At 36.9% G+C, this 22,443-nt stretch carries 19 protein-coding genes; 18 read left to right on the top strand and 1 reads right to left on the bottom strand.

Features of this window, described 5'->3' with window-relative positions:
* Nucleotides 1-130: 130 nt before the first annotated feature.
* The 5 genes from FSZ17_RS14475 to FSZ17_RS14455 all read left to right on the top strand — a co-directional run bounded on the left by FSZ17_RS14475 (nucleotide 131) and on the right by FSZ17_RS14455 (nucleotide 10,529).
* Nucleotides 131-4,441 (top strand): S8 family serine peptidase, encoded by a 4,311-nt coding sequence (locus tag FSZ17_RS14475; protein ID WP_407643449.1) that lies wholly within the window; start codon nucleotides 131-133, stop codon nucleotides 4,439-4,441.
* Between the two features lie 409 nt (nucleotides 4,442-4,850).
* Entirely contained in the window at nucleotides 4,851-7,925 is a 3,075-nt protein-coding gene (locus tag FSZ17_RS14470) for a GNAT family N-acetyltransferase (protein WP_057771254.1), read from the top strand.
* 19 nt (nucleotides 7,926-7,944) lie between these two features.
* Nucleotides 7,945-8,799: an amidohydrolase family protein gene (locus FSZ17_RS14465; RefSeq protein ID WP_057771252.1), complete on the top strand. Its 855-nt coding sequence runs from the start codon at nucleotides 7,945-7,947 to the stop codon at nucleotides 8,797-8,799.
* 89 nt (nucleotides 8,800-8,888) lie between these two features.
* A complete protein-coding gene (locus tag FSZ17_RS14460) occupies nucleotides 8,889-9,737 on the top strand; it encodes a DegV family protein (RefSeq protein WP_057771250.1) in 849 nt (282 codons plus the stop codon).
* Between the two features lie 294 nt (nucleotides 9,738-10,031).
* Complete coding sequence (locus FSZ17_RS14455; RefSeq protein ID WP_057771248.1) at nucleotides 10,032-10,529, top strand: GNAT family N-acetyltransferase; 498 nt, start codon at nucleotides 10,032-10,034, stop codon at nucleotides 10,527-10,529.
* Between the two features lie 161 nt (nucleotides 10,530-10,690).
* Here the strand turns inward: FSZ17_RS14455 and FSZ17_RS14450 are convergent, their stop codons facing one another.
* Nucleotides 10,691-11,056 carry a hypothetical protein gene (locus FSZ17_RS14450; RefSeq protein ID WP_057771247.1) on the bottom strand — a complete coding sequence of 122 codons (366 nt, stop codon included), beginning with the start codon at nucleotides 11,054-11,056 and terminating at the stop codon, nucleotides 10,691-10,693.
* Nucleotides 11,057-11,119: 63 nt separating this feature from the next.
* Here FSZ17_RS14450 and FSZ17_RS14445 point away from each other — a divergent pair, with 63 nt between their 5' ends.
* From FSZ17_RS14445 to FSZ17_RS14385, 13 genes are all read left to right on the top strand, one after another.
* Nucleotides 11,120-11,578 (top strand): DinB family protein, encoded by a 459-nt coding sequence (locus tag FSZ17_RS14445; RefSeq protein ID WP_057771245.1) that lies wholly within the window; start codon nucleotides 11,120-11,122, stop codon nucleotides 11,576-11,578.
* Complete coding sequence (locus FSZ17_RS14440; protein ID WP_057771243.1) at nucleotides 11,575-12,354, top strand: class I SAM-dependent methyltransferase; 780 nt, start codon at nucleotides 11,575-11,577, stop codon at nucleotides 12,352-12,354. The genes FSZ17_RS14445 and FSZ17_RS14440 overlap by 4 nt, the downstream gene beginning before the upstream one ends.
* Nucleotides 12,355-12,512: 158 nt before the next feature.
* Complete coding sequence (locus FSZ17_RS23480) at nucleotides 12,513-12,653, top strand: hypothetical protein (RefSeq protein ID WP_185150630.1); 141 nt, start codon at nucleotides 12,513-12,515, stop codon at nucleotides 12,651-12,653.
* Nucleotides 12,654-12,865: 212 nt separating this feature from the next.
* Nucleotides 12,866-13,513 carry an HD domain-containing protein gene (locus FSZ17_RS14435; RefSeq protein ID WP_057771240.1) on the top strand — a complete coding sequence of 216 codons (648 nt, stop codon included), beginning with the start codon at nucleotides 12,866-12,868 and terminating at the stop codon, nucleotides 13,511-13,513.
* A complete protein-coding gene (locus FSZ17_RS14430) occupies nucleotides 13,510-15,387 on the top strand; it encodes an ABC-F family ATP-binding cassette domain-containing protein (protein WP_057771238.1) in 1,878 nt (625 codons plus the stop codon). The genes FSZ17_RS14435 and FSZ17_RS14430 overlap by 4 nt, the downstream gene beginning before the upstream one ends.
* Nucleotides 15,388-15,517: 130 nt before the next feature.
* Nucleotides 15,518-15,745: a helix-hairpin-helix domain-containing protein gene (locus FSZ17_RS14425; RefSeq protein ID WP_228460215.1), complete on the top strand. Its 228-nt coding sequence runs from the start codon at nucleotides 15,518-15,520 to the stop codon at nucleotides 15,743-15,745.
* A gap of 160 nt (nucleotides 15,746-15,905) precedes the next feature.
* A complete protein-coding gene (locus FSZ17_RS14420; protein WP_057771236.1) occupies nucleotides 15,906-17,033 on the top strand; it encodes a conserved virulence factor C family protein in 1,128 nt (375 codons plus the stop codon).
* A gap of 92 nt (nucleotides 17,034-17,125) precedes the next feature.
* On the top strand, nucleotides 17,126-17,560 hold the full coding sequence (locus tag FSZ17_RS14415) for a BrxA/BrxB family bacilliredoxin (protein ID WP_057771234.1): 435 nt from the start codon (nucleotides 17,126-17,128) through the stop codon (nucleotides 17,558-17,560).
* Nucleotides 17,561-17,632: 72 nt separating this feature from the next.
* Entirely contained in the window at nucleotides 17,633-18,406 is a 774-nt protein-coding gene (locus tag FSZ17_RS14410) for a class I SAM-dependent methyltransferase (RefSeq protein WP_057771232.1), read from the top strand.
* 603 nt (nucleotides 18,407-19,009) lie between these two features.
* Complete coding sequence (locus FSZ17_RS14400) at nucleotides 19,010-20,191, top strand: LL-diaminopimelate aminotransferase (RefSeq protein ID WP_057771230.1); 1,182 nt, start codon at nucleotides 19,010-19,012, stop codon at nucleotides 20,189-20,191.
* A gap of 18 nt (nucleotides 20,192-20,209) precedes the next feature.
* Entirely contained in the window at nucleotides 20,210-20,815 is a 606-nt protein-coding gene (locus FSZ17_RS14395; RefSeq protein WP_057771228.1) for a YpjP family protein, read from the top strand.
* A gap of 90 nt (nucleotides 20,816-20,905) precedes the next feature.
* The gene (locus FSZ17_RS14390; protein WP_057771226.1) at nucleotides 20,906-21,487 is read left to right on the top strand and encodes a TerD family protein; all 582 of its coding nucleotides are present in this window, start codon (nucleotides 20,906-20,908) and stop codon (nucleotides 21,485-21,487) included.
* Between the two features lie 75 nt (nucleotides 21,488-21,562).
* A complete protein-coding gene (locus FSZ17_RS14385) occupies nucleotides 21,563-22,330 on the top strand; it encodes a TerC family protein (RefSeq protein WP_057771224.1) in 768 nt (255 codons plus the stop codon).
* The last annotated feature ends 113 nt before the right edge of the window (nucleotides 22,331-22,443 follow it).

Below are 22,443 nucleotides of genomic sequence, written 5' to 3'. Positions count from 1 at the left end.
TATAAAAGATTTATAAAAATAAAGAAAGTTGGTGGCCATCTACAACAGTTGGTGGCCATCTACAACAATTAAAAATACTGCTCCCTTACGCAAGTCTTAATGCAAGCAGATTTAAGGAGGATTCAAATTGATAAAAAGGAATAAACAAGGCCACGTCACATTTAGTTTTATTTTATGTGCATTATTGTTGATCTCTACTTTTTCACCAAATTTCGCTTTTGCTGAACCCAACTCCAAAGAAAGTATTTCTCTTCAGGAAAGTTCTGATGGAGAATCTAAGAATGTGGAAACAAAGATAGCCAAAAAACTGAACGATCAGTTTAATAAGAATGAAACCGTTACATTTTTATTAGAATTTAAAGATCAAGTGGATACAGAGCAAGTTGCAATCGAAACAGCTAAAAAAGCTAAAGCTCAAAAACAAACAGCAGCCAAAACCGAATTGATGAAACGCTCAGCTATCGTCTCCACTCTCCGAGCGAAAGCCAATGAAACTCAATACTCGGTCAAAACTTATCTAGAACAAGAAAAAGAGAAAGGAAATGTTAAAGAGTTTGAATCTTTCTATATCGTAAACGGCATGGCGGTAACAGGAACAAAACAAGTGATGGAAAAACTTGCTACCTTCCCTGAAGTCGAAGAAATTCTACCTAACGAAAAGGTACAGTTAATCCCATTTGAAAGCAGTAACAAATCCACTCAATCAATAGTTAATTCTCTCGATTCAACCGAATGGAATATGGCAAAAATCGAGGCACCACCAGTTTGGAATATGGGCATTGATGGTACAGGAATTGTAGTTGCTAGTATTGATTCAGGAGTCCAGTGGAATCACCCAGCTTTAAAAACAAAGTATCGGGGTTACGACCCAGCCAATCCAGATCAACCTGATAACACTTACAACTGGTTTGACGCTATTAATGGGAAAGCTGCACCTTATGATGATCATGGTCACGGAACTCACACCGTAGGTACGATGGTTGGTTCTGAGCCAAATGGCACGAACCAAATCGGTGTCGCTCCAGGTGCAAAATGGATTGCTGTAAAAGCCTTTACAACGGCAGGTGCAACCACTGATGATCTACTGGCAGCTGGAGAATGGGTTCTAGCTCCAAAGGATGCCCAGGGCAATCCGCATCCAGAAAAAGCACCAGACGTAGTGAACAACTCTTGGGGTTCCGGCCCTTTTATCGATGATTTTTACCGACAAATGGTGAAAAACTGGCGTGCAGCTGAAATTTTCCCTGCATTCTCTGCTGGAAATTCCGGTCCTGCTGATGGAACCGTCGGCTTGCCAGGCAATTATCCGGAATCGTTTGCTACTGGCGCAACAGATACTAATAATCAGATTGCTGGTTTCTCTTCACGTGGTCCTTCGGCATATGGAGTAATGAAGCCAGATATCTCTGCTCCAGGTGCGGGCATTCGCTCTTCTATACCAGGCAGCAACTATGGATTAATGAGCGGAACTTCGATGGCTTCACCAGCCCTTGCTGGAGTCGTTGCTTTGATGAAGCAGGCGAATAAATCTCTTTCCGTTGATGCTATTGAACAAATATTAATTGAAACGGCAATTCCATTAACTGACTCTAGATATCCAACTTCGCCAAACAATGGTTATGGTCATGGTCTAGTTAACGCCTATAACGCTGTCTCCTCCATTTTAACCGGAGTAGGCGGAGTTCAAGGTCAAGTGGATCATGAAGGTCAAGATACTGAAAATCCAACTTATGAGCATACCGCTCCAAAAGAAACCTATACGAATATGGTATTACCTCTAACTGTTCAAGCACAAGACAATGTCAGCGTAAAAAGTGTAGAGCTACAATACCGAGCAAGCGAAACTGCCGATTGGCAAACAGTAATGGCAACTCGTACTACAGGTAACTATAAAGGCGGAACATACCAAGCTGTAATTCCGGCTGAAGCAGTACAGAACTCAACCCTCACCTATCGTTGGAGCATCACAGATTTTGGTGCACACGTGGTTACATCTGATAATTACAACGTACCTGTCAAAACTGGAATCAGCACCGGATATTTTCAAGATTTTGAATCTACACCGAATGGTTGGATTTCTTATGGTACTCAAAATTCTTGGGAATGGGGAGTACCTACCGCTGGGCCACTAAAGGCCGCTTCTGGTGAAAAAGTGTACGGAACCAAGTTAAATGGTATTGTTGATTTCAATGCCAATATGAACTTGATGATGCCTCCAATCATCTTGCCTGAAGGTAACAGCTATCTTCAGTTTAAAGACTGGTATCAACTTGAAGACAATGGAAGCAAAGACTTTGGTAATGTGTTTGTGTCGACAGACAAACAAAACTGGCAACAGCTGTCTAGCTTTACTGGTAACTCTTCGACATGGACCCAACACCAAATCGATCTATCCGCATATGCTGGTAAACTAATTTATATCACCTTTAACGTCACCACAGACGATAAATTCATGACAACAGGGTGGTATATCGATGATGTCGCATTAAGTAATACAGCACTTACCACAGCAAATATAGATCTAGAAGATGTGCAATTGGAAAACTCGGAAGCAATCAAACCAACAGAAATCCAAGACGTGATGGCACCAACCGCCACGGTAACAGTAACGCCAACAGCAGACAAACCTATGTCCCTGCCACTTGGAGCTACAGTGAGCGTGCTTGAATCAGGACGTTCTGTAGCCACCAACCCAGCGGATGGCAGCTATGTTATGTCGACTCATCCTGCTGGTGAGTTCACCTTACGTGCGGAGTCATATGGATACTCCTCTTCAGATCAACGAGTGAAGATTGCTCCCAATGGGGAAGCAGAAGCCAATTTTACCTTAAAACCGCTTCCGCAAGGAACGATTAACGGAACGATCACGAACAAGCAAACAGGTCAGCCGATAGCTAACGCAACACTCTCTCTGATCGAAGACGCGATTGTTCAACCTGTACAAACAGATGAAAATGGACGCTTCTCTATCACTACCTATGAAGGGGACTATACCTTGCATGTGTCCGCGCCTTTCTATCTGAACCAAGATATCAGGATTATTGTCCCTGCAAACGGAAATATCGAACAAAATGTCTCGTTACAACCATTTGTCGGCTATCCTAGTGAGATAGGCTATGATGATGGGACAGCAGAAGCCCATCGCACATGGGATGCCGTTAATAGTGGTTATGCTGTAAAAATGTTTCTACCTGAAGGCAAAACTAGCGCCTTAGTCACTGCTGGTCTCTTCCGTTTCCAGGATTCATCTACCTCAGGTATAAAACCAGGTGGAACAGAATTTCAGGTTGCCATTTATGATAATAGTGGACCTGGAGTGAATGGTTCTCCTGGTAAAATAGTGGCGGGTCCATTTGATGCAACTGCTGTGCAAAATGGGGAATGGACGGTTGTCGATCTGTCAGACAAAGGAATCGTGGTAAAAGACAGATTCTATATGGTCTATATCCAAAAAAACGTCCGGCCGAATACACCAGCACTTTCATCTGATACAAGTACTACACCTGCGAGACACAGTTGGATACTGTATAATGGAGAGTTTGGACCAGCCCCTTACGAGAACATTATGATTCGGGCACAGGTAAAATATGAAGCAACGGCTCCAGTGATTACAACACCTAAAGATGCAGCCATCACCAATCAATCTACTATCACAGTAGAAGGGCAAGCTTCACCTGCTACCCAAGTTCATCTTTTCAATAAAGGGAAAGAAGAGGCTACCACAACAGCTAGAGAAGATGGCACTTTCTCTGTAGATGTTAACCTACAAAATGGTGAAAACGTACTGACAGCTACCTCTTCAACTGATCGAGGTAGTACGAAACCGTCCGATCCAGTGAAGATCACTCTTGACCAAGAAAAACCAAAACTAACCAACACCAAACCTGCTGATGGTTTTAAGACGAATCAACAAGCAGTTACAATCGAAGGAAAAGCGACCGACCTGCATCTATCCGAAGTCACAATTAATGGTCAAAAAGCAACTGTCACAGAAGATGGCTCCTACTCCTTAGATGTCCTGCTCAATAATGGAGAAAATAAATTTACAGTTGCCGCAAAAGACCGTGCAGGAAACGAAACTAGCAAGGAAGTCACTGTTTACGCCAAGTTTAATCCACCTGCGATCGAAAACTTAAAACCAAGTCAAAATGTGGTGATAAAAACGGGTGGTAAGTTAACCGTCGAACTAGACAGTGAGCCAGGAATGAGTGGTTTCTTCTCGTTCAGCGTGCCTTCTGCCAATGGAACCGAAAAAATAGCCGCCACCTCTTTTGAAATACCATTAAAAGAGCAAGGAAAAGGTCACTATGTTGGTACCTGGACGGCTCCAAAAGACAAGATTAACGGTGCTGTAATCGAAGTGGTTATGAGAGACGATTACGGAAATGAATCTCGTAAAACAGCTGCTGGTAAACTGTATGTCAACGTAAAACCTAGGTAAATCATAGATTGAATGAAGACAATAAAATCATCTTTCAAATACCCTTTTGGTGAAATTAGTACTCTAAAATGAATAAAGCCGGTAATTGGTTGATGGTTTTTTCCATTTACCAATTCCGGTTTTTTTTAATTTGACTTTCCATTCCTTTAATAAAAAAAGTGGTTAATGCTTTTTTTATTCGGTTCAGATACTTAAATCAACAGGGAAGATTAACATAGCTAAAAAATAAAAATAGAATATAGATTCAGAATTATCTTTACATTGTTCTTTTCAGCTAATACGATATAGAAGAATGTGGAAACCATTCAAAAATAATATAAGGAGGAGATACAAATGATGACAAAAATGACGAAAGTTGAAGGATACGAAAGGAATAGACAGGACGTAACCTAGTTGGGGAGGAAAAATAATGAATCAAATGACAAATACAATTTTGATTGAAGAATATCATGAAGGTTTAGCTGTTGGAATTGCAAAAATGTGGAACCTAAGCCGTGATAGCTGGGGTGGAGATACACGTGTCTATACTGAAGAGCAGATTAAATTAAAGGAAGCGAATTCAGGAAACATAGCTTTATACCTTGCTTTAGATGGTACCGAGGTTGTTGGATATTGTGGCTTGTCTGAATATAAAGAGGATACTGGTTCATTATATATCCCGCTACTCAATGTACGGCCTGATTATCATGGGAAGAAAATAGGGAAAATGCTTCTCATGAAAGCATTAAATAAAACAATTGAATTAGGATGGCCTCGCCTAGACTTATATACTTGGCCAGGAAATGTTAAGGCAGTCCCACTATATAAGAAATGTGGATTTTTTTGGGAAGATCGTGATGATACGACTCATTTAATGAATTTCATCCCTGCTGTATTCAATACACCATTATTAAAGCCGTTATTTTCACAGCTTGATTGGTATAATTCAAGTATTAGAGAAATAGAGGTTAAGCCAGATGCGGAAAAAGAGAATGGCTTTACTTTTTATGAGTATGCTTGGGAGAATGATCAAACAAAGGCAAGAGTGAGATTCGAACGGACAGGAAGAGGAATTAGTTTAATAGAAACAGATGATTATTTGCTTGAGCTTCGAATGATGGATCATGAAGTGATTGAAGAAGAAGCACAATTGTATGAGTTTAAGTTTGTAAATAAGACGGATAAACCAGTTTCATTGAAGGTGAAGGGAAATCAACATGAACGAGCAATATTCTCACTGAACGAGGAATTAGTCGTTGATGGTGAAGCAGTTATTACGAATGAGGTTGTCTTTTTGCAAGGTGATGAGCCAAGTGCTTGGAAGACACATCCGTATTTATCATTACATGTAGAAGTGAATGGAATGGAATGTGAATTAAGGCTTGGCGTGTTTCCGAAGCAGCCTGCAAAAATAACTGCAAAAACGAATGGTAAAATAAGTTTTCTAAATAATAAAGAAATAATAGAGCTTGAAATTGAAAATAGTCTGAAGGTAGATGCAGAATTTGAATTGAACTTTCCTGAAAGTGAATATGTTCAATTAATCAATTCCATTCACTATATCTCTTTAAAGAAAAATGAACGGAAATTAATTAAACTGCCTTTTATTGTTATAAAATTTGGCTTTTATCAGCCTACTCTTACTTGTAAAGCGAAAAAGGCGGACGGAGCGGAGCTTTCATTTACCAATCAATTTGTTGGGATTGCCTTAAAAGGCTTCGGTGAAAAATTTGGAGGAGAATCGAAGGAATATTGGCATATCTATAATGGTTTATGCCAAGTAAATATTCGTAAAATGGATTACTTGATGACAGCTGGTAAAGATCAGCTTACAGATCAGCCACTTGCCTTTTTTGTTCCAAAACTTGGGAAGCCATATTCAACAGAATTTTCAAAGCAGAAAGCGGATAATATTGAATGGTATTGTGAAAAAGAGTCCATTACTTTCAAATTAGAATTTACTTCAAAGGATTTTAAAGGTATTTCTATTCGGTTGTATACTTCACTCTATGGAGATGGAATTGTAAAAAAATGGGCTGTGATTAAAAACAATGGTATAGAGTCTTTTAGGCAGTTATACTTAAATCAAGCATTATACCATGAAAAAAGTCATGCCTATTTTCCTATAGATCATCATGTTGTTGAATTTTCAAATACAAAATACTTAGAATTTGGAGATATTCATCAAAGAAGTTTAACAGGTAATTGGTATTTTTCAGAGGATCATAATGGACCGATTGGCTTCTGCTGGCCAAAAGCTTGTACGGCGAATATTGACAGCTGGCAATTTTATTTAGAATACGAACTTGGATTACTTAATCCTGGGGATGAGGTTGAAATAGAACCTTGTATCTTATCAATTGGAGCGTTTCGTAATTGGCAGGAATGGGAAGCGTTTGTCAATTCGCAAACAGACCAGCAATGTTCAAGTTTAATTTCTGAGTTAGATCTTACATTTGAGGGAAAAAGTCCAGTATTTTCAAGTGATAATCAAGCAGCTTTCCAGTTAAAGTCTTTCCGAACCAATTATTTACAAGGTAGTCTCGAACTATTCTTAAATGATAAACGAAATCTTTCTGCCGTAATCTCGGAAAATGAGGAAATAACAACTTATACAAACTCGATTTCTCTTAAAGATGCTTCTGCAATTTCTCTATTAAAAGGGGTATTAAATTCTGGCAGTCAAAACAAAGAGATGCAAAAGATGCTTCTTATTACAAATGGAGCAGTGAAGGCTTATACAGAAGAAACTGATCAAATTACATCATATGTGTTAGAAAATGGTGTAATAAAAATCAAAGCAGCTCCTTCGTTTTATCCAGGATTGTATTCACTTAAATTAGAAAACCGCGAATGGTTCGATCATTCCTTTCCAGAGCGTATTGCTAAGGGCTGGTGGAACCCCTGGGCGGGAGGAATGAAAACGATTCCTTCGAAACTAAATTCCTTCTCATTAATGAAAGGGGAATCCATTGCAGAGTTTATAGATTTAGAGGATAATAGAGGAAATGTGTGGAAGTCTCTTGCCATTCATACAAAAATAATTAATCATGATATATGGAAAGGACTGCAATATACCCAATATTTTGCGATTCTTCCAGGTGTTCCGGTTATGGCTTATTTTGTTCAAGTTAAAGATTCTGGAGGAAAATCTCTTATTGGTGAAACATGGAATACCGATATATTTATTAAAGGGGATTCGTTAAACGATCTTTCAGTAACAACTTCAGAAAATACTGATGCGAAAAAGTATTTTGTAGGAAAGGAAGAGCAATTGCTTTTTATGAAGAAAGGCAGTTATATATCTTCTGAAAACAGACAGGAAAAAATGTACTTGGTCGAAGGGACAGATAGTCAGCATCTTGAGTGCTATATGAATAAAGAAGTTTTTCAAGTGAACAATATTCAGAAATCAACAGAGAAAACAAAGCCAGGATTTATTATATTTGATGAAAGAATCATATCTGAGTCTATACTGCGAGATCTTAGTCAAATTGAATTTTAGTTTTTTTTGAGGAGATTAAATGAAAATTATAGATGCACATATTCATTTTTCAGACATCCAATCATTTCATCAAACGGCCAATGAGCTTTCATTTGTCGACTACTCATACAGTGGTTATGTAAAAGAGTACAATGAAGCGAACGTCGTACTGAGTATTGCAATGGGGGTTACGGAAACGGATGAAATGGGCTTTCCAGATCATCATGCAGCAACTCCAATGGGAATTGATCTAGGTAACCGGATTCCTGATTCTGTTGTCTATTGTCTTGGGATAAATCCATACAACATGGATAGAGAAGCGATAAAGAGGCTAGAAACAGAAATACAAAAACCAAATGTAGTAGGTATAAAAATTTATTTAGGCTATTATCCTTTTTATGCTTACGATGAAGTATATGAGCCAGTCTATCGTTTAGCGGAAGAATACAGCCTTCCCGTTGTCTTCCATACGGGTGATACTTATTCAGAGAGAGGGCTTTTAAAGTATTCACATCCTCTTACAATAGATGAAGTCGCAGTTAAGCATCGAAAGGTCAATTTTATGATGGCTCATTTTGGGGATCCTTGGACATTAACAGGAGCAGAGCTTATTTATAAAAATTCCAATGTGTATGCTGACTTATCAGGATTAATCGTTGGTACCGATAGGGAGCTTAAAAAGCATAGTGAAGGCAGGTTTTTAGATCATTTAAGACATGCGCTTGTCTATAGTAATTCCTATGACAAATTGCTTTTTGGGACCGATTGGCCGCTGGTTCCGGTAGAACCTTACATTCATTTTATTAAAAATTTAATACCAAAAGAGCATCATGAAGATGTATTTTATAATAATGCTGTAAAAGTTTTTCCGAAAATAAAATCTTTTTTACGATAGTTAATTTGAGGAGGCTGTAGTAAAACGACAGTCTCCTTTCAACTATATTCCAATTTTTTAAAATGTAAAATAATTAGGGGGAAATTTTTTTGACAAAAATAGCTTGGGTTATTGATAGTACTGCATATTTAGAGGAAGAAATGATTAGTCATCCCGATGTCTATACGATCCCAATCACAATATTGCTTGATGGTGAAGAATTTTCTGAAGGGGTTGATTTAACTCCGTCACAGTTATACGAACGGTTGAAAACACTGAGTAGTCCACCGAAAACATCACAGCCATCCATTGGCGCATTCAAAGAATTATATGAGAGATTGGGAGAAACATATGATGTGATATTCTCTGTACATATTTCTAGTAAACTAAGCGGAACTGCTTCTTCGAGTGAACAAGCAGCGCAGCTTGTAGAGACTAAGGTAATCACGATAGATTCGAAAATACTAACGTACCCATTAACTCGTATTGCAAAAAAGGGAATGGAATGGGCAGACTCGGGAATGGGTATTGAAGAAATCAGATCGGGATTAAAAGCATTAAGTGATTCAGGCGAAACGTATGTTTTGATTGGAAGCCTTGAACAGCTTCATAGGAGTGGCCGAATGTCAGGAGTTCAATTTTTTCTGGGAAGCATGCTGAATATAAAACCAATTATTTCAATTGAAGATGGTGAATTAAGCGTAAAGGAAAAGGTAAGAAGTGAACGAAAGGCAAAGGATAAGATTTTTCAGCTATTGAGAAATGCACATATGCTAAAGCCAATAAAGGAAGCCTATATATTATACGGTCTACATGATGCAGAAGCGATAAAGTGGAAGGAAGAACTAGTTCAGTTATTCCCAGAAATCGAGTTTCAATGGTATCCACTTGGATCAGCTATTGGCGTTCATGCAGGAGAAAACACAATTGGAATCAGTTGGTTTAATGGTTTAAATTGAATTGAAACATAGAGAATGAAGATCAGATGTGTAGACATTTGGTCTTTTTTTAATTGTTTCATAATAAGGTTACTAGCAAGAAAAGAATTTTTTCGAAATCATTTTTTGTTGATTATGCTAAATACAATGTTTAAAGGATACTATACTAAAAGTTTACAAATAAAACAAAAAATACTATAATAGAATATACGTTCTCTTTTCGGTGTGAAAATGAAACCGACGACATTTTACATAAAAGGTTTTGAATGGATAAACATGATTTGTTTTTGTGAAGAAAGGAAGCGGTGTACGCATATGTTAAAGAATAATGTTCAAGAAGATGTTATTTCCTTGGATTTTTATAAACCAAGCCAAAAATTTGAGTTGGAAAATTATTATTTGCCACAGGAGCAGCTAAAATTCACCTCATTACCGATCGATGCAATCAAGAAATGCGAATTAGAAGTTGATCGATACCCTATCGTGATTCTTCATAATAATAAACCTGCCGGATTTTTCGTTCTTCATGGCTGGGAGGGAGTGAAAGAATATTACGAGAATCAAGACGCCATTCTGTTAAGAGCATATTCTGTTCATTCTGATTTCCAAGGCCGAGGAATAGCTAAAGAGTCGCTGCATTTACTGCCAGTATTTGTGAGAAAACATTTTCCGAATAAGAATGAAATCATATTAGCAGTAAATTATCAGAATAAAGCAGCTCAACAAGTCTATTTAAAGTGCGGTTATGAGGATAAAGGAATTCGCGTAATGGGTAAAAAGGGAGAACTGTTTATTTTTCATATGGATTTATAACTGATAATTTCAGATGAGCTAAGAGATTATAGATACCAAAAAAAGGATACTTTCGGTCTTCATTAGTCGTTAAAAGGAGGCTCTATTATGGGTTCTAATTGGTCAAAAATTGCCTTGAAAATATTATGGGTCTTAGGATTAATTGGATGTACACTTATTAGTTACCATTTCGAACAAACTGTAAAACAAAAAGGTGAAGCTACTTTTGATTTTTTACCTTTATATTGGTTCAAATCCGTTGTACCTATATTATTCGGCGTGTATATTTCTCTACTCTTTGTTAAATGGCGGTCAATGACAATTAATACCCCATTACTACTGTGTGTGTCTATACCATGCCTAATAATTGCCTTATATAATCCTGTAATATATTCTATTGTCGCTAATACAACATCATCCTCATCTTCTTTTAGTGTACCAATCCCGTTTTGGATGATAAAAATAAATTCTCTTGGAATCCCTTCAATTGTTGCAGGAGCAACTTTTTTTCCAAGTTTTTTCGGAAACTCCCCTTCAAAAAATCCCAAATAACAACATGAATTCTAATAAGAGTACTTTAAAGCGAGTGAAAAAGGATTGGAGAGTAAAAGATGTTAAAATTCTTTACTTACAACTGGCAAATAAGAGACGAGTGGTTGGAATGGTGCAGGCAACTAACAGAAGAGGATTTGCTGAAGAATCGAATTGGTGGTGTAGGAAGCTTTTTATATACAATCTTCCATATTATTGATGTGGAATATAGTTGGATTCGTGCTATACAAGGAAAAGATGACGTGATGATAGAATTTAACGATAATAATTCTCTTGAACGGGTGAAATTCCTCTCAGAGACATTTCGGCGTGAAATATCAATATTTTTAGAAACATTACCAGTGGAATTTGGAGATGAGCTGATAACTGTTCCTTGGGATGAAGCTAAGTATACACGAAATGATATTTTACACCATATTATTGCTCATGAAATTCATCATATAGGTCAACTTTCTGTTTGGGCAAGGGAAATGAACTTAAAACCTGTTTCTGTAAATTATATTGGGAGGAAGTTATGAATATAAAAATGGATTTAGAAAATTTCGAGGAATATGATGATCCTAAATTATATGATAAGGAAAATAGCTTTATAGACGAGCTGCCATTTTTATTGAAATGGGCTGATACATCAAACGGAGTTATCATTGAACTAGCCTGTGGGACAGGACGGGTTACCATACCGATCGCGAGTAGAGGCTACAAACTAATTGGTGTTGATTTACATAAGGGTATGTTAGAAGAAGCAAAGAAGAAAGCATTTAATCAAAATGTTAATATTACATGGGTCCAACAGGATTGTACTAAACTTTCATTAAATATTACAAGTAAATTAATCTATATGGTGGGAAATTCATTTCAACATTTTCTTACGAATGGTGCACAGGACAAGCTCTTAACATCAGTGAATAGACATTTAGAAATAGAAGGAATATTCATCTTTGATACAAGATTTCCAAGTAAGGAAGAATTACTTCAGCCGAATACAGAGGAATATTGGAAAACCTATATCGATCATGAAAATGGAAATGCAGTAGATGTATATACAATTAGTAACTATGATTCGCTTAATCAAATTCAGCACTATACAACAATCAGAAGAATGAAAAATAATCAAGGTATCGTTCTTGGAGAAAAAAGTACAAATATTAGTTTGAGATATGTCTTTCCAAAAGAAATGGAACGAATTTTATCTAATAATGGATTTGAGATTATATCTATTTTTCAAGATTGGCAAGAAAATCCTATAACAGCTGATAGCTATGGGATGGTTTATGTATGTAAAAAACTAAAATAGATTATGAATGTGTACAAAAAAATGGAGTAGTTTTGAGTTGGGATTCTTCATATATTAATTAGCTGGAATTAATTTCATCCTTACCAAATGAGTATATTATTTAGCTTGGATCCAAAATAAGTGAGGGGAAATAGAGATTAATTAGGAGGATTCACTAAATGACAAAGAATAAGCAAACGCCTTCATCAGAAGTAGATCAAAAGAAATTACTTAATGACAAAGTTGAAGCTCTTCGAAAGAACAACTTTGAAGACGAGCATGTAAGGAAAGTTACGACAAGCGGTGGCCAAGGTCAGTAAAATATTGAAATTAAAAAACAAAACTTAGAAATGAATTAAGAAACCCTTAATGGGGCTTTACTTCGAAAATGGAGTAAAGCTTTTTTTATTTTCACTTTCATCTCGCTAAATTCCCGAATGAATTACCTCAGCCCATTCGTTGAACGAAATTTTTATCGTACTAAGCTTTTCATGTTAAAATGGATTTTAAGTGTTGAAAGTAGGTGCGTAAGATGTTTGAAAATATTATTCAAAAAACAGAAGCTTTTGTTAAAAATGAACTAGGGTCAGATAGTACTGGACATGATTGGTATCATATTGAACGAGTGAGAAAGAATGCATTATATATAGCACAAACTGAAAAAAAGGGAGACCGTTTTATCATAGAAATGGCGGCTCTGCTTCATGATATTCCAGATGAAAAATTAAATTCATCAAAAGAAGCTGGCGAGAAAAAACTATTAGAATTTTTATATTCTTTAGAGCTAGATCAGGAAGCTCAAAAAAAAATTATTGGAATTATTGAATCGATATCATTTAAGGGCGGAACAAAAACGGATTTAATGAGTATTGAAGCTGAAATCGTGCAGGATGCTGACAGAATTGATGCAATTGGAGCGATCGGAATTGCTAGGGCTTTTGCATATGGAGGCAAAAAAGGGCAGGCATTATATGATCCGGAAATAAAAGTAAGAGAAGAAATGACTGAAGAAGAATACAGAAAAGGAAAATCCTCTTCGATTCACCATTTTTACGAAAAGCTTTTAAAGCTGAAAGCGAGGCTAAATACAGAAACGGCTAAAAATATGGCTGAAAAACGGCATCAATATATGGAAGAATTTCTGGAACAATTTTATCATGAATGGAATGGTCAATCATGAAGATGATTTCAATTGAAAATGTGACGAAAACTTATGGGGAAAAGGAATTATTTAATGATCTTTCCTTTACAATTTCTGAAAGAGATAGGGTTGGACTAATTGGAGTTAATGGAACTGGCAAGTCGTCCTTACTTAAGATAGTGGCTGGAGTTGATTTACCCGATTCTGGAGATATTGTAACGCCAAAGGATTATTCTATTTCCTATTCCGAACAAGAGCCAGAATTAGATCCTACAATGACTGTCCTTGCTCAAGTGTTTGCAGGAGATGCTCCAATTCTTGTATTGCTAAGAGAGTATGAAAAGGTCCTTTTGGAATTGAATAATGATTCCAATAATACCGTTTTGCAAGAAAAGGTTTTTGAACTGCAAAAGAAAATGGATGCAATGAATGCTTGGGAAGCAAACACAAATGCAAAATCAATTTTAACGAAGCTTGGGATTGAGGATTTCGAAAAGAAAATTGGTGAGCTTTCTGGTGGTCAAAAGAAAAGGGTAGCACTTGCTCAAAGCTTAATACAATCACCAGATTTGCTAATTCTTGATGAGCCGACAAATCATCTTGATTTTGATTCTGTCAAATGGCTGGAAGAATATTTAGCTCGTTATCAAGGTGCGCTTTTCCTCGTTACCCATGACCGCTATTTCCTTGATCGTGTGACTAATAGAATATTCGAGCTGGATGGGGGAAATTTGTACAGTTATAAAGGAAATTATGCGGCATTTTTGGAAGCGAAAGCGATCCGCGAAGAAAATGAAGCCGCTACGGTTGAAAAACAGAAAAATCTTTTTAGAAGAGAACTAGAATGGATTCGAAGAGGGGCAAAAGCTCGAACAACGAAGCAAAAGGCAAGAATTCAAAGATTCGAAAATCTTGATAATCAGCTAGCATCTGTAAAAACCTCGGAAAAGCTAGATTTGTCATTAAACGGAAGCAGGCTAGGGAAACAAGTTTTTGAAATGAAATCTGCCTCTAAGAAATACGGAAATCAAGTGATCTTAAATTCTTTTGATTTACTTGTGAAGCCGGGTGATAGAATTGGCATTATCGGGAAAAATGGGACGGGAAAATCAACACTTTTGAATATCCTTGCTGGAAAAATCCCATTAGATTCTGGTGAAATCAATATTGGTCAGACTGTGAAAATCGCTTATTATACCCAAGAAAGCGAAGACATGGATGAGAATAAGCGAATGATTGAATATTTAAAGGAAACAGCACAGGTTGTAGAGACTTCTGACGGAAAGACAATTTCTGCTGCGCAAATGCTGGAGCGATTTCTTTTTCCTCCTTATACCCATGGGACACCTATTCGAAAACTTTCAGGTGGGGAAAAACGCAGACTTTATTTATTGAAAATTTTAATGTCTGAGCCAAATGTGCTGTTACTAGACGAGCCAACGAATAATCTTGATACACAAACATTAACGGTTCTTGAAGATTATCTTGAAGATTTTCCTGGCGTTGTCATTACCGTTTCCCATGATAGGTATTTCCTTGATAAAGTTGCCGATCAGCTTCTTGTTTTAAATGGGTACGGCCAAATCAATACTTTCTTTGGAAACTACTCGGAATACCTTGAAAAGGAAAGTGAAAAGGTCTCTGTCCAAGTAAAATCTGAAGCATCTGTAACGAAAGAACGCGAAAAGCCAAAAAAGAAAAAATTGAGCTATAACGAACAAAGAGAATGGGATGGAATCGAAGATCAAATTGCAGCTGTAGAATCCCGATTAGAGGAAATATCTGATGAGATTGCCAACACAGGCAGCGATTTTGAGAAAGCTCAGAAACTAATGGAAGAGGAAGCACAGTTAAATGAACAATTAGAGCATTTGATTGAGCGCTGGACTTATCTTTCCGAGCTAGTAGAATAAAAAGGAATAACAAAATTTTCAAATTAGCTGATTACCTTTATGGAATGTGTTATTCATCAAACGGGCAAGTTAAGCAGTCTTCATTAACAAAGCCTAGTAAAACATTTTTCGATAAAACGGAGGAGTTAAGTTGAAACAGAACAATCATGGCATGGAAAGTGATCTTCCTGCTGAGTTGGCCAAGCCTGCAAGAAGGGCGCTTGAAGGGGCAGGTTATTTTCGTCTTATGCAGTTAACCAATGTTACGGAAGCCGAGGTCTTGCAATTGCATGGAATGGGTCCGAAGGCAATTGCACAATTGCGTAATGCCCTTGCTTCTCAGAATTTAACCTTTGCAAACGACTCGAATATGCAATAAAATCTATTCCTTATTTTTGTGAGTTTTTTATTGGCCAAAGTAAAGAGTTTCATATTCCAAAAGGAACGTTAAAATGCTTCAAATTCCTTCTCTTTTACTACTATATGATAAAATAGGTTTAGGTTTCTAAGCTGATTATAGTGTAAAGGGTGAATATACCGTGAGAATAAAATCAATTGAACCAACTCCAAGTCCGAATACAATGAAGGTTATTTTGGATGAAGAGCTTCCAATGGGGAAGAGCAATAATTATAAAATGGATAAAAGTGAAGATGCGCCAAAGGTAATTCAAGATATCCTAAATATAGATGGGGTTAAAGGTGTTTATCATGTAGCCGACTTTTTAGCTGTAGAAAGGAATGCTAAATTTGACTGGAAAGACATTTTGCCTCAGGTAAGAATGGCTTTTGGTGAAGATACTGGTGAGGAAAATGAAACTCGCTCCGAGGTGAGTGACCATTTTGGTGAGATCAAAGTTTTTCTTCAAATATATAAAGCTATACCCATGCAAGTAAAGCTTACGGATGGTACAGAAGAAAGGCGTTTTGGGGTGCCTGTTCCTTTCTTGAAAGCATTATCAGAAGCGCAGGATAAAGCGGATAATGTTGTATTAGAACGTAAATGGGTTGAGGCTGGCGTACGTTATGGTGATTTTGAGCAAGTCGGTCAAGATGTTATTGAGGAACTCATAGCAGCATATCCTGAGGATCGTCTACAAATGCTTGTTGATCAGGCGAAGAACCCTGAAAAAGTTCAACAAAAGCAAGCGCTTAAGCGAATAAAGGTTGAACTTGATGATTTGAATAACCCAGATTGGCGTATTCGCTATCAAAAATTAGAACAAATGGATGATCCTGCGATTGAAGATCTACCAGTTTTAGAAAAAGCGCTGCATGATGAAAAGGCATCAATAAGAAGACTTACAACCGTTTATCTTGGCATGATTGAAGACCGTAAAGTTCTTCCACTTTTATATTTGGCCCTTAAGGATAAAACCGTAACCGTTAGGAGAACAGCTGGAGACTGTTTATCAGATTTAGGCTTCAAGGAAGCAATGCCTTACATGATAGAAGCCTTGATGGATGATAGCAAGCTTGTCCGTTGGCGTGCTGCAATGTTCCTTTATGAAGTGGGGGATGAGGCTGCGTTGTCTGCACTTAAAGATGCTGAAAATGATCCGGAATTTGAGGTTAGCCTGCAAATAAAACTCGCGATTGAAAGAATTGAGCAAGGTGAAGAAGCGAAAGGGTCTGTTTGGAAGCAAATGACTGAATCAAGAAAAAAATAATGAATACTAATAATTAAATCATTGATCTTTGCTAGGAAGGCATAGAATATAGTATGCTATCTTTGCAAATGATTTACAGGAGGCGAACTGATATGTCAATGGCATATGAAGAATATATGAAACAAATGGTTAAGCCGATGAGACAGGAACTCGTTCAAGCCGGTTTTAATGAATTGTTGACTGCTGAAGATGTAGAACAATTTATAGAAAACGTGGAAGGGACTACACTTGTCGTTGTTAACTCTGTTTGCGGCTGTGCGGCTGGTCTAGCACGTCCTGCGGCTACGCAAGCAGTGATGAGAACGGATAATAAGCCTGATCATTTAGTAACAGTGTTTGCAGGACAAGAAAAAGATGCAACAGCAAAAATGAGAGAATACTTTGAAGGCTATGAACCATCTTCCCCTTCTATGGCATTATTAAAAGGGAAGGAAGTAGTACACTTTATTCATCGTCATGATATTGAAGATCATTCGATGGAAGGGATCATGGAAAATCTGCTAGCAGCATTTGAAACTAATTGCTAACGATGAAAGAAGGAGAAGGATATCGGAGGATGTCCTTTTCTTTATGCCAGAATTTAAATACGGGTGAACGAAATGATAATTACAACAGCAGGTAGAACAAATGAAACAATGACTGCTCAAGCAATCAATATCTCGAAGGAATTAAATAGCCGTTTTATCGAAAGAAGAAAACGAGCAGTTGAAAGTATTCAAGAACTAGAGAAGGATGATTGTATAGTCGTTGGGAAAGAAAGGCTTGAACTATACCCATATCGTGAGAAGAATCCGTTCTTTTTTCATCCGAATTCCGCTATGTTCCGTATAAAACGAATTTCTAAAGGAGAACATGATCCTTTTATTGAAGCGGCAGGTCTTCAAACAGGAAAAACTCTACTTGATTGTACATTGGGACTAGCATCAGATAGTATTGTTGCAAGCTTCGTCGTAGGAGAAGAAGGGAAAGTAACAGGCGTTGAAGGAAATCCTTTTATTGCCTATATGGTAGAAAAGGGTTTAGCATCATGGGAATCGGGAATCCCAGCTATGAACGAGGCGATGGGAAGAATCAATGTAATAAATGGACTCTCTTTATCCTATTTAAAAGGACTTCCTGATAAAAGCTTTGATTGTGTTTATTTTGACCCGATGTTTGAAGAGAAAATTCTTGAATCTGATGGAATAAAGGCATTGAGCCGATTTGCTGTTTATGAGGACATAATTAATGAATTAATAGAAGAGGCATTAAGAGTTGCAAAGGAACGTGTAGTTTTAAAAGACCATTATCGGAGTTCGCGGTTTGAAATGTATAATTTTGAAGTGTTGATACGGAAAACATCAAAGTTTCATTTCGGTGTTATTAAGAAATAATATGACCCAAAGCAGAAAAAGAAAGGGGTATTTGTACTCGCAAACTTTTTTGCTTTGGGATATTTATTAATAAGATATGTTAAACTTTTCTGTTGATTTCCGCTGCAGGCACTCGCTTTCCGCGGGCGGTCCGAAAGCCTCCTCGTCTCTAATGCTCCTGCGGGGTCTCCCTTTGACTCGCTTCTCCCGCAGGAGTCTCGCGCCTTCCGCTTCAATCAACAACAAAATAGCATTATCAACACTGAGCTTTAACACGCCCATTAAAATAAAATTATAGTTTAGCAATTTTTTTCTTTTAATCCGCAATGGTAAGATAAACAAAATATCCGAGCATAATAAAGGAAATTACTACAATAACAATTGTCCAATCCACTGAGATTACCCCTTTCAAATGATCTTTATTAAGATATATGGATTTTATATCTTACTATTCCCCAAAATTCAAAAATCTATTCAACTAACTGGTAAACAGTGAAATGAAAATAGGTCTTTTTTATCATCTATTTATTTTTATTAAAAAAACGAAACCATTTTTCCATTTTTACGTAAAAGAAAGTATAATAGAATAATAGCATTGATACCGTATATAGTGAGGGAAGTATGATGAAGATCTCAATGGCAGACAGAATGAATTCTTTTCAGGAAAGTATATTCTCTGAGTTAGCCTATTATAAAAAACTAAAGCTAACTTCCGGTGAAGAGGTAGTTGATTTAAGTGTGGGAAGTCCTGATACTCCTCCACCTGCAATAGTGACTGAAACGATTTCTGAATTATCGCTAAACCCTAATTTATACGGCTATTCATTAAAAGGAACTGATGAATTTCATCAAGCAGTTAGTTCTTATTATGCTCGAAGCTTTGGGGTAAAGCTCAACTCAGCAGAAGAAATTTTACTTTTAATGGGGTCTCAGGATGGATTAGTTCATTTACCAATGGTGCTATGTAATCCTGGGGATTATGTGTTAGTTCCGGATCCAGGATATACAGCTTATGAAACCGGGGTACATATGGCTGGAGCTTGTTTATATCCAATGCCTTTAAAATCAGAGAATCAATTTCTCCCTGATTTTTCTGACATCCCAGAGGAAATTTCTAAAAAGGCAAAATTAATGATTTTAAATTTTCCAGGTAATCCTGTTCCTGTAATGGGATCGAAAGCATTTTTTGAAGAAGCAATTGAGTTTGCGAGAAAAAATAATATCATTATTTTGCATGATTTTGCCTATTCTGAGCTGTATTACGAAGAAAAACCAATCAGCTTCCTATCTGTTGAAGGGGCCATGGATGTTGGGATCGAAATGAATTCCTTATCAAAAAGCTTTAATATGGCTGGCTGTCGAATAGCTTATGCTGCAGGAAATCCTACAATTATTTCGATGCTTTCAAAATTCAAATCGAATATTGATTATGGCGTATTTTTTCCAATACAAGCAGCAGCCGCTAAGGCATTAACAAAAGAATCTGATTTTTTAAAGGACTTGCGTGCTATTTATAAGGGCAGAAGGGATGTTCTTGTAGAAGGGCTGCAAGAAATTGGCTGGCAGGTTAGCTTACCTAAGGCTTCAATGTTTATTTGGGCAGAAATTCCTCAAGGCTTTACATCAAAGGATTTTGCGATTGAATTAATAAAGAAGGCGAATGTGGTTGTTACTCCAGGAAATGCATTCGGGTCTTGGGGAGAAGGCTTTGTTCGAATTGCACTCGTTCAGTCTGAGGAAAAATTAAAAAAGGCGATTTACAACATAGAGAAGTCAGGGATATTAAAATCCGTAGTTAAGAAGTAGTAGAAGGAGGGATTTTACATGCCAAAATGGCTTCGAAAATCATTTGTCGTTATGATTTCCATTTTGACATTTGGTTTAGTTACACCTTCACAAGCTTTTCTATATGATCATTCAAATGCAGAGAAGTCACCAAAAAGGGATATTATAGAAACCCCTACAAATAATAAGGCAGAGATAAAAAATTTATCTTCAATCTCTGAAGATGATGGAAATATTAGTAAAGATGATTTTATTAGACAAATGTTGCATGAAGCAGAAATACAATCGTTTACAAAGTTTGGTTCTAAAATAAAACCCGTTATTGAAAATGAATTTTCTGAAGTGATATTACCAAATATTGAAAAGGCAATTCAAACGGTTGCTTCACAGTATCCTGAAGAACAATTAGCGTATTTAACTGTTTCTGAAAGTCCAAAAGGAGGAAATTCAGAAAAAATATTTCATATCAAAAATGAATTAACAAACGATGATATCATTCGTTTTCATGTAAGAAAAGATCATCCTCCTCAACAAGGTTACTGGTTTAATTTCCATTATCATACCCACCATGATCAATTTCAAGCACACCACGAGCTTGGTACGATTTATTGGGATAAAAATACTCCACCAAAGTGGATGAGTTAAAAAATTGAAGAAATTTTTTTGGGTTTTCATGAAACCTTTTTAAAACAACATCGTAAATAATACGTATTCTATTAAACGGAGGTAATAAAAATGGCAGTTAGTTTATCAAAAGGACAAAAAGTAGACTTAACTAAAACTAATCCTGGTTTATCAAAAGTTATCGTAGGTTTAGGTTGGGATGTTAATAAATATGATGGAGGAAATGACTTTGATCTCGACTCCTCTGTTTTTTTACTAGGGGATAACGGAAAAGTTATATCTGATAGTGACTTTGTATTTTATAACAACACAAATGGTGGTAATGGTTCAGTTGTACATACAGGTGACAACCGTACAGGTGATGGAGACGGAGATGATGAGCAAGTTAAAATTAACTTAGCAAATGTCCCTTCTAATATTCAACGTATTTCTTTCACTATTACTATTCACGAAGGTGAAGCACGTAATCAAAACTTTGGCCAAGTTTCAAATGCATATGCCCGTATAATAAGTGAAGATACTGGTGAGGAGCTTATTCGCTATGATTTAGGAGAAGACTTCTCAATTGAAACTGCACTTGTTGTTGGTGAGCTCTATAGACATAATGGAGAATGGAAATTTAGTGCCATTGGCAGTGGATATCAAGGCGGTTTAGCTGCATTAGCAAAAGATTTTGGTTTGCAGGTTGGTTAATAAGAATAAAGTCGTTTGACTTTTTAATTCTAGCACATAATAAAAGACACGTTTTTTCAGGAGGAACATTCACGAATGACGATTATTGAAGGTATTATAAATACCTATGCCCAATTTTTTGATTGGGACATGTGGGTACAAGTTTTAACAGATCCTGTAAGCTGGGGATTGATTGGAACACTTGTCATAATGGAAGGACTATTATCAGCGGATAATGCCCTAGTCCTTGCAGTTATGGTTAAACATTTGCCGGAAAAACAGCGCAAGAAAGCACTGTTCTACGGTTTGCTCGGAGCATATGTATTCCGTTTTATTGCGATTGGTGTCGGTGTATATTTAATTAAATTATGGTGGGTTAAGATTTTAGGAGCGGGCTACCTGGCATGGCTTTCAATTAAATATTTCATGGATAAGAAGAAGGAAGCTGATGCTGATGAAGAAGAAGCTGAAGGAATTAATAAAACTGGCTTATTAATTCGCCTCTTCGGTACTTTCTGGGGAACTGTAGCAGCTGTAGAGCTTATGGATATTGCATTTTCCGTTGATAGTGTATTAGCAGCCTTTGGTATCAGCGAGGAAGTTTGGGTCTTGTTATTAGGAGGAATGCTCGGCGTCTTGATGATGCGTGGAGTTGCCGGTGTTTTCTTAAAGCTAATCGATAGAGTTCCTGAGCTTGAAACTTCTGCGTATATTCTTATTCTAATCATCGCTGTAAAAATGTTGTTGGGTGTATTCGGAATCGAAATCGAACATATTTATTTCTTCATCATATTACTTGTTACTTTTGCAGCAACTTTCGTTGTTCACTTTATGAATAAGAAGAAAGAAGCTGCTGGTGAATAAAGAGAACGATCAAATTAAATGATTTTTTACCAAGGGAACAGACATTAGTCCGCTCCCTTTCTTTTTAGCTAAGTGGAAGTTTACGAATGCTAAGTTTTTCTAAACTTTTTCTA

Origin of the sequence: Cytobacillus dafuensis (assembly GCF_007995155.1) — a bacterium.
Taxonomy (GTDB): domain Bacteria; phylum Bacillota; class Bacilli; order Bacillales; family Cytobacillaceae; genus Cytobacillus; species Cytobacillus dafuensis.
The sequence above is the reverse complement of the archived record's forward strand: the minus strand, read 5'-3'. Positions and strand labels throughout refer to the sequence as shown.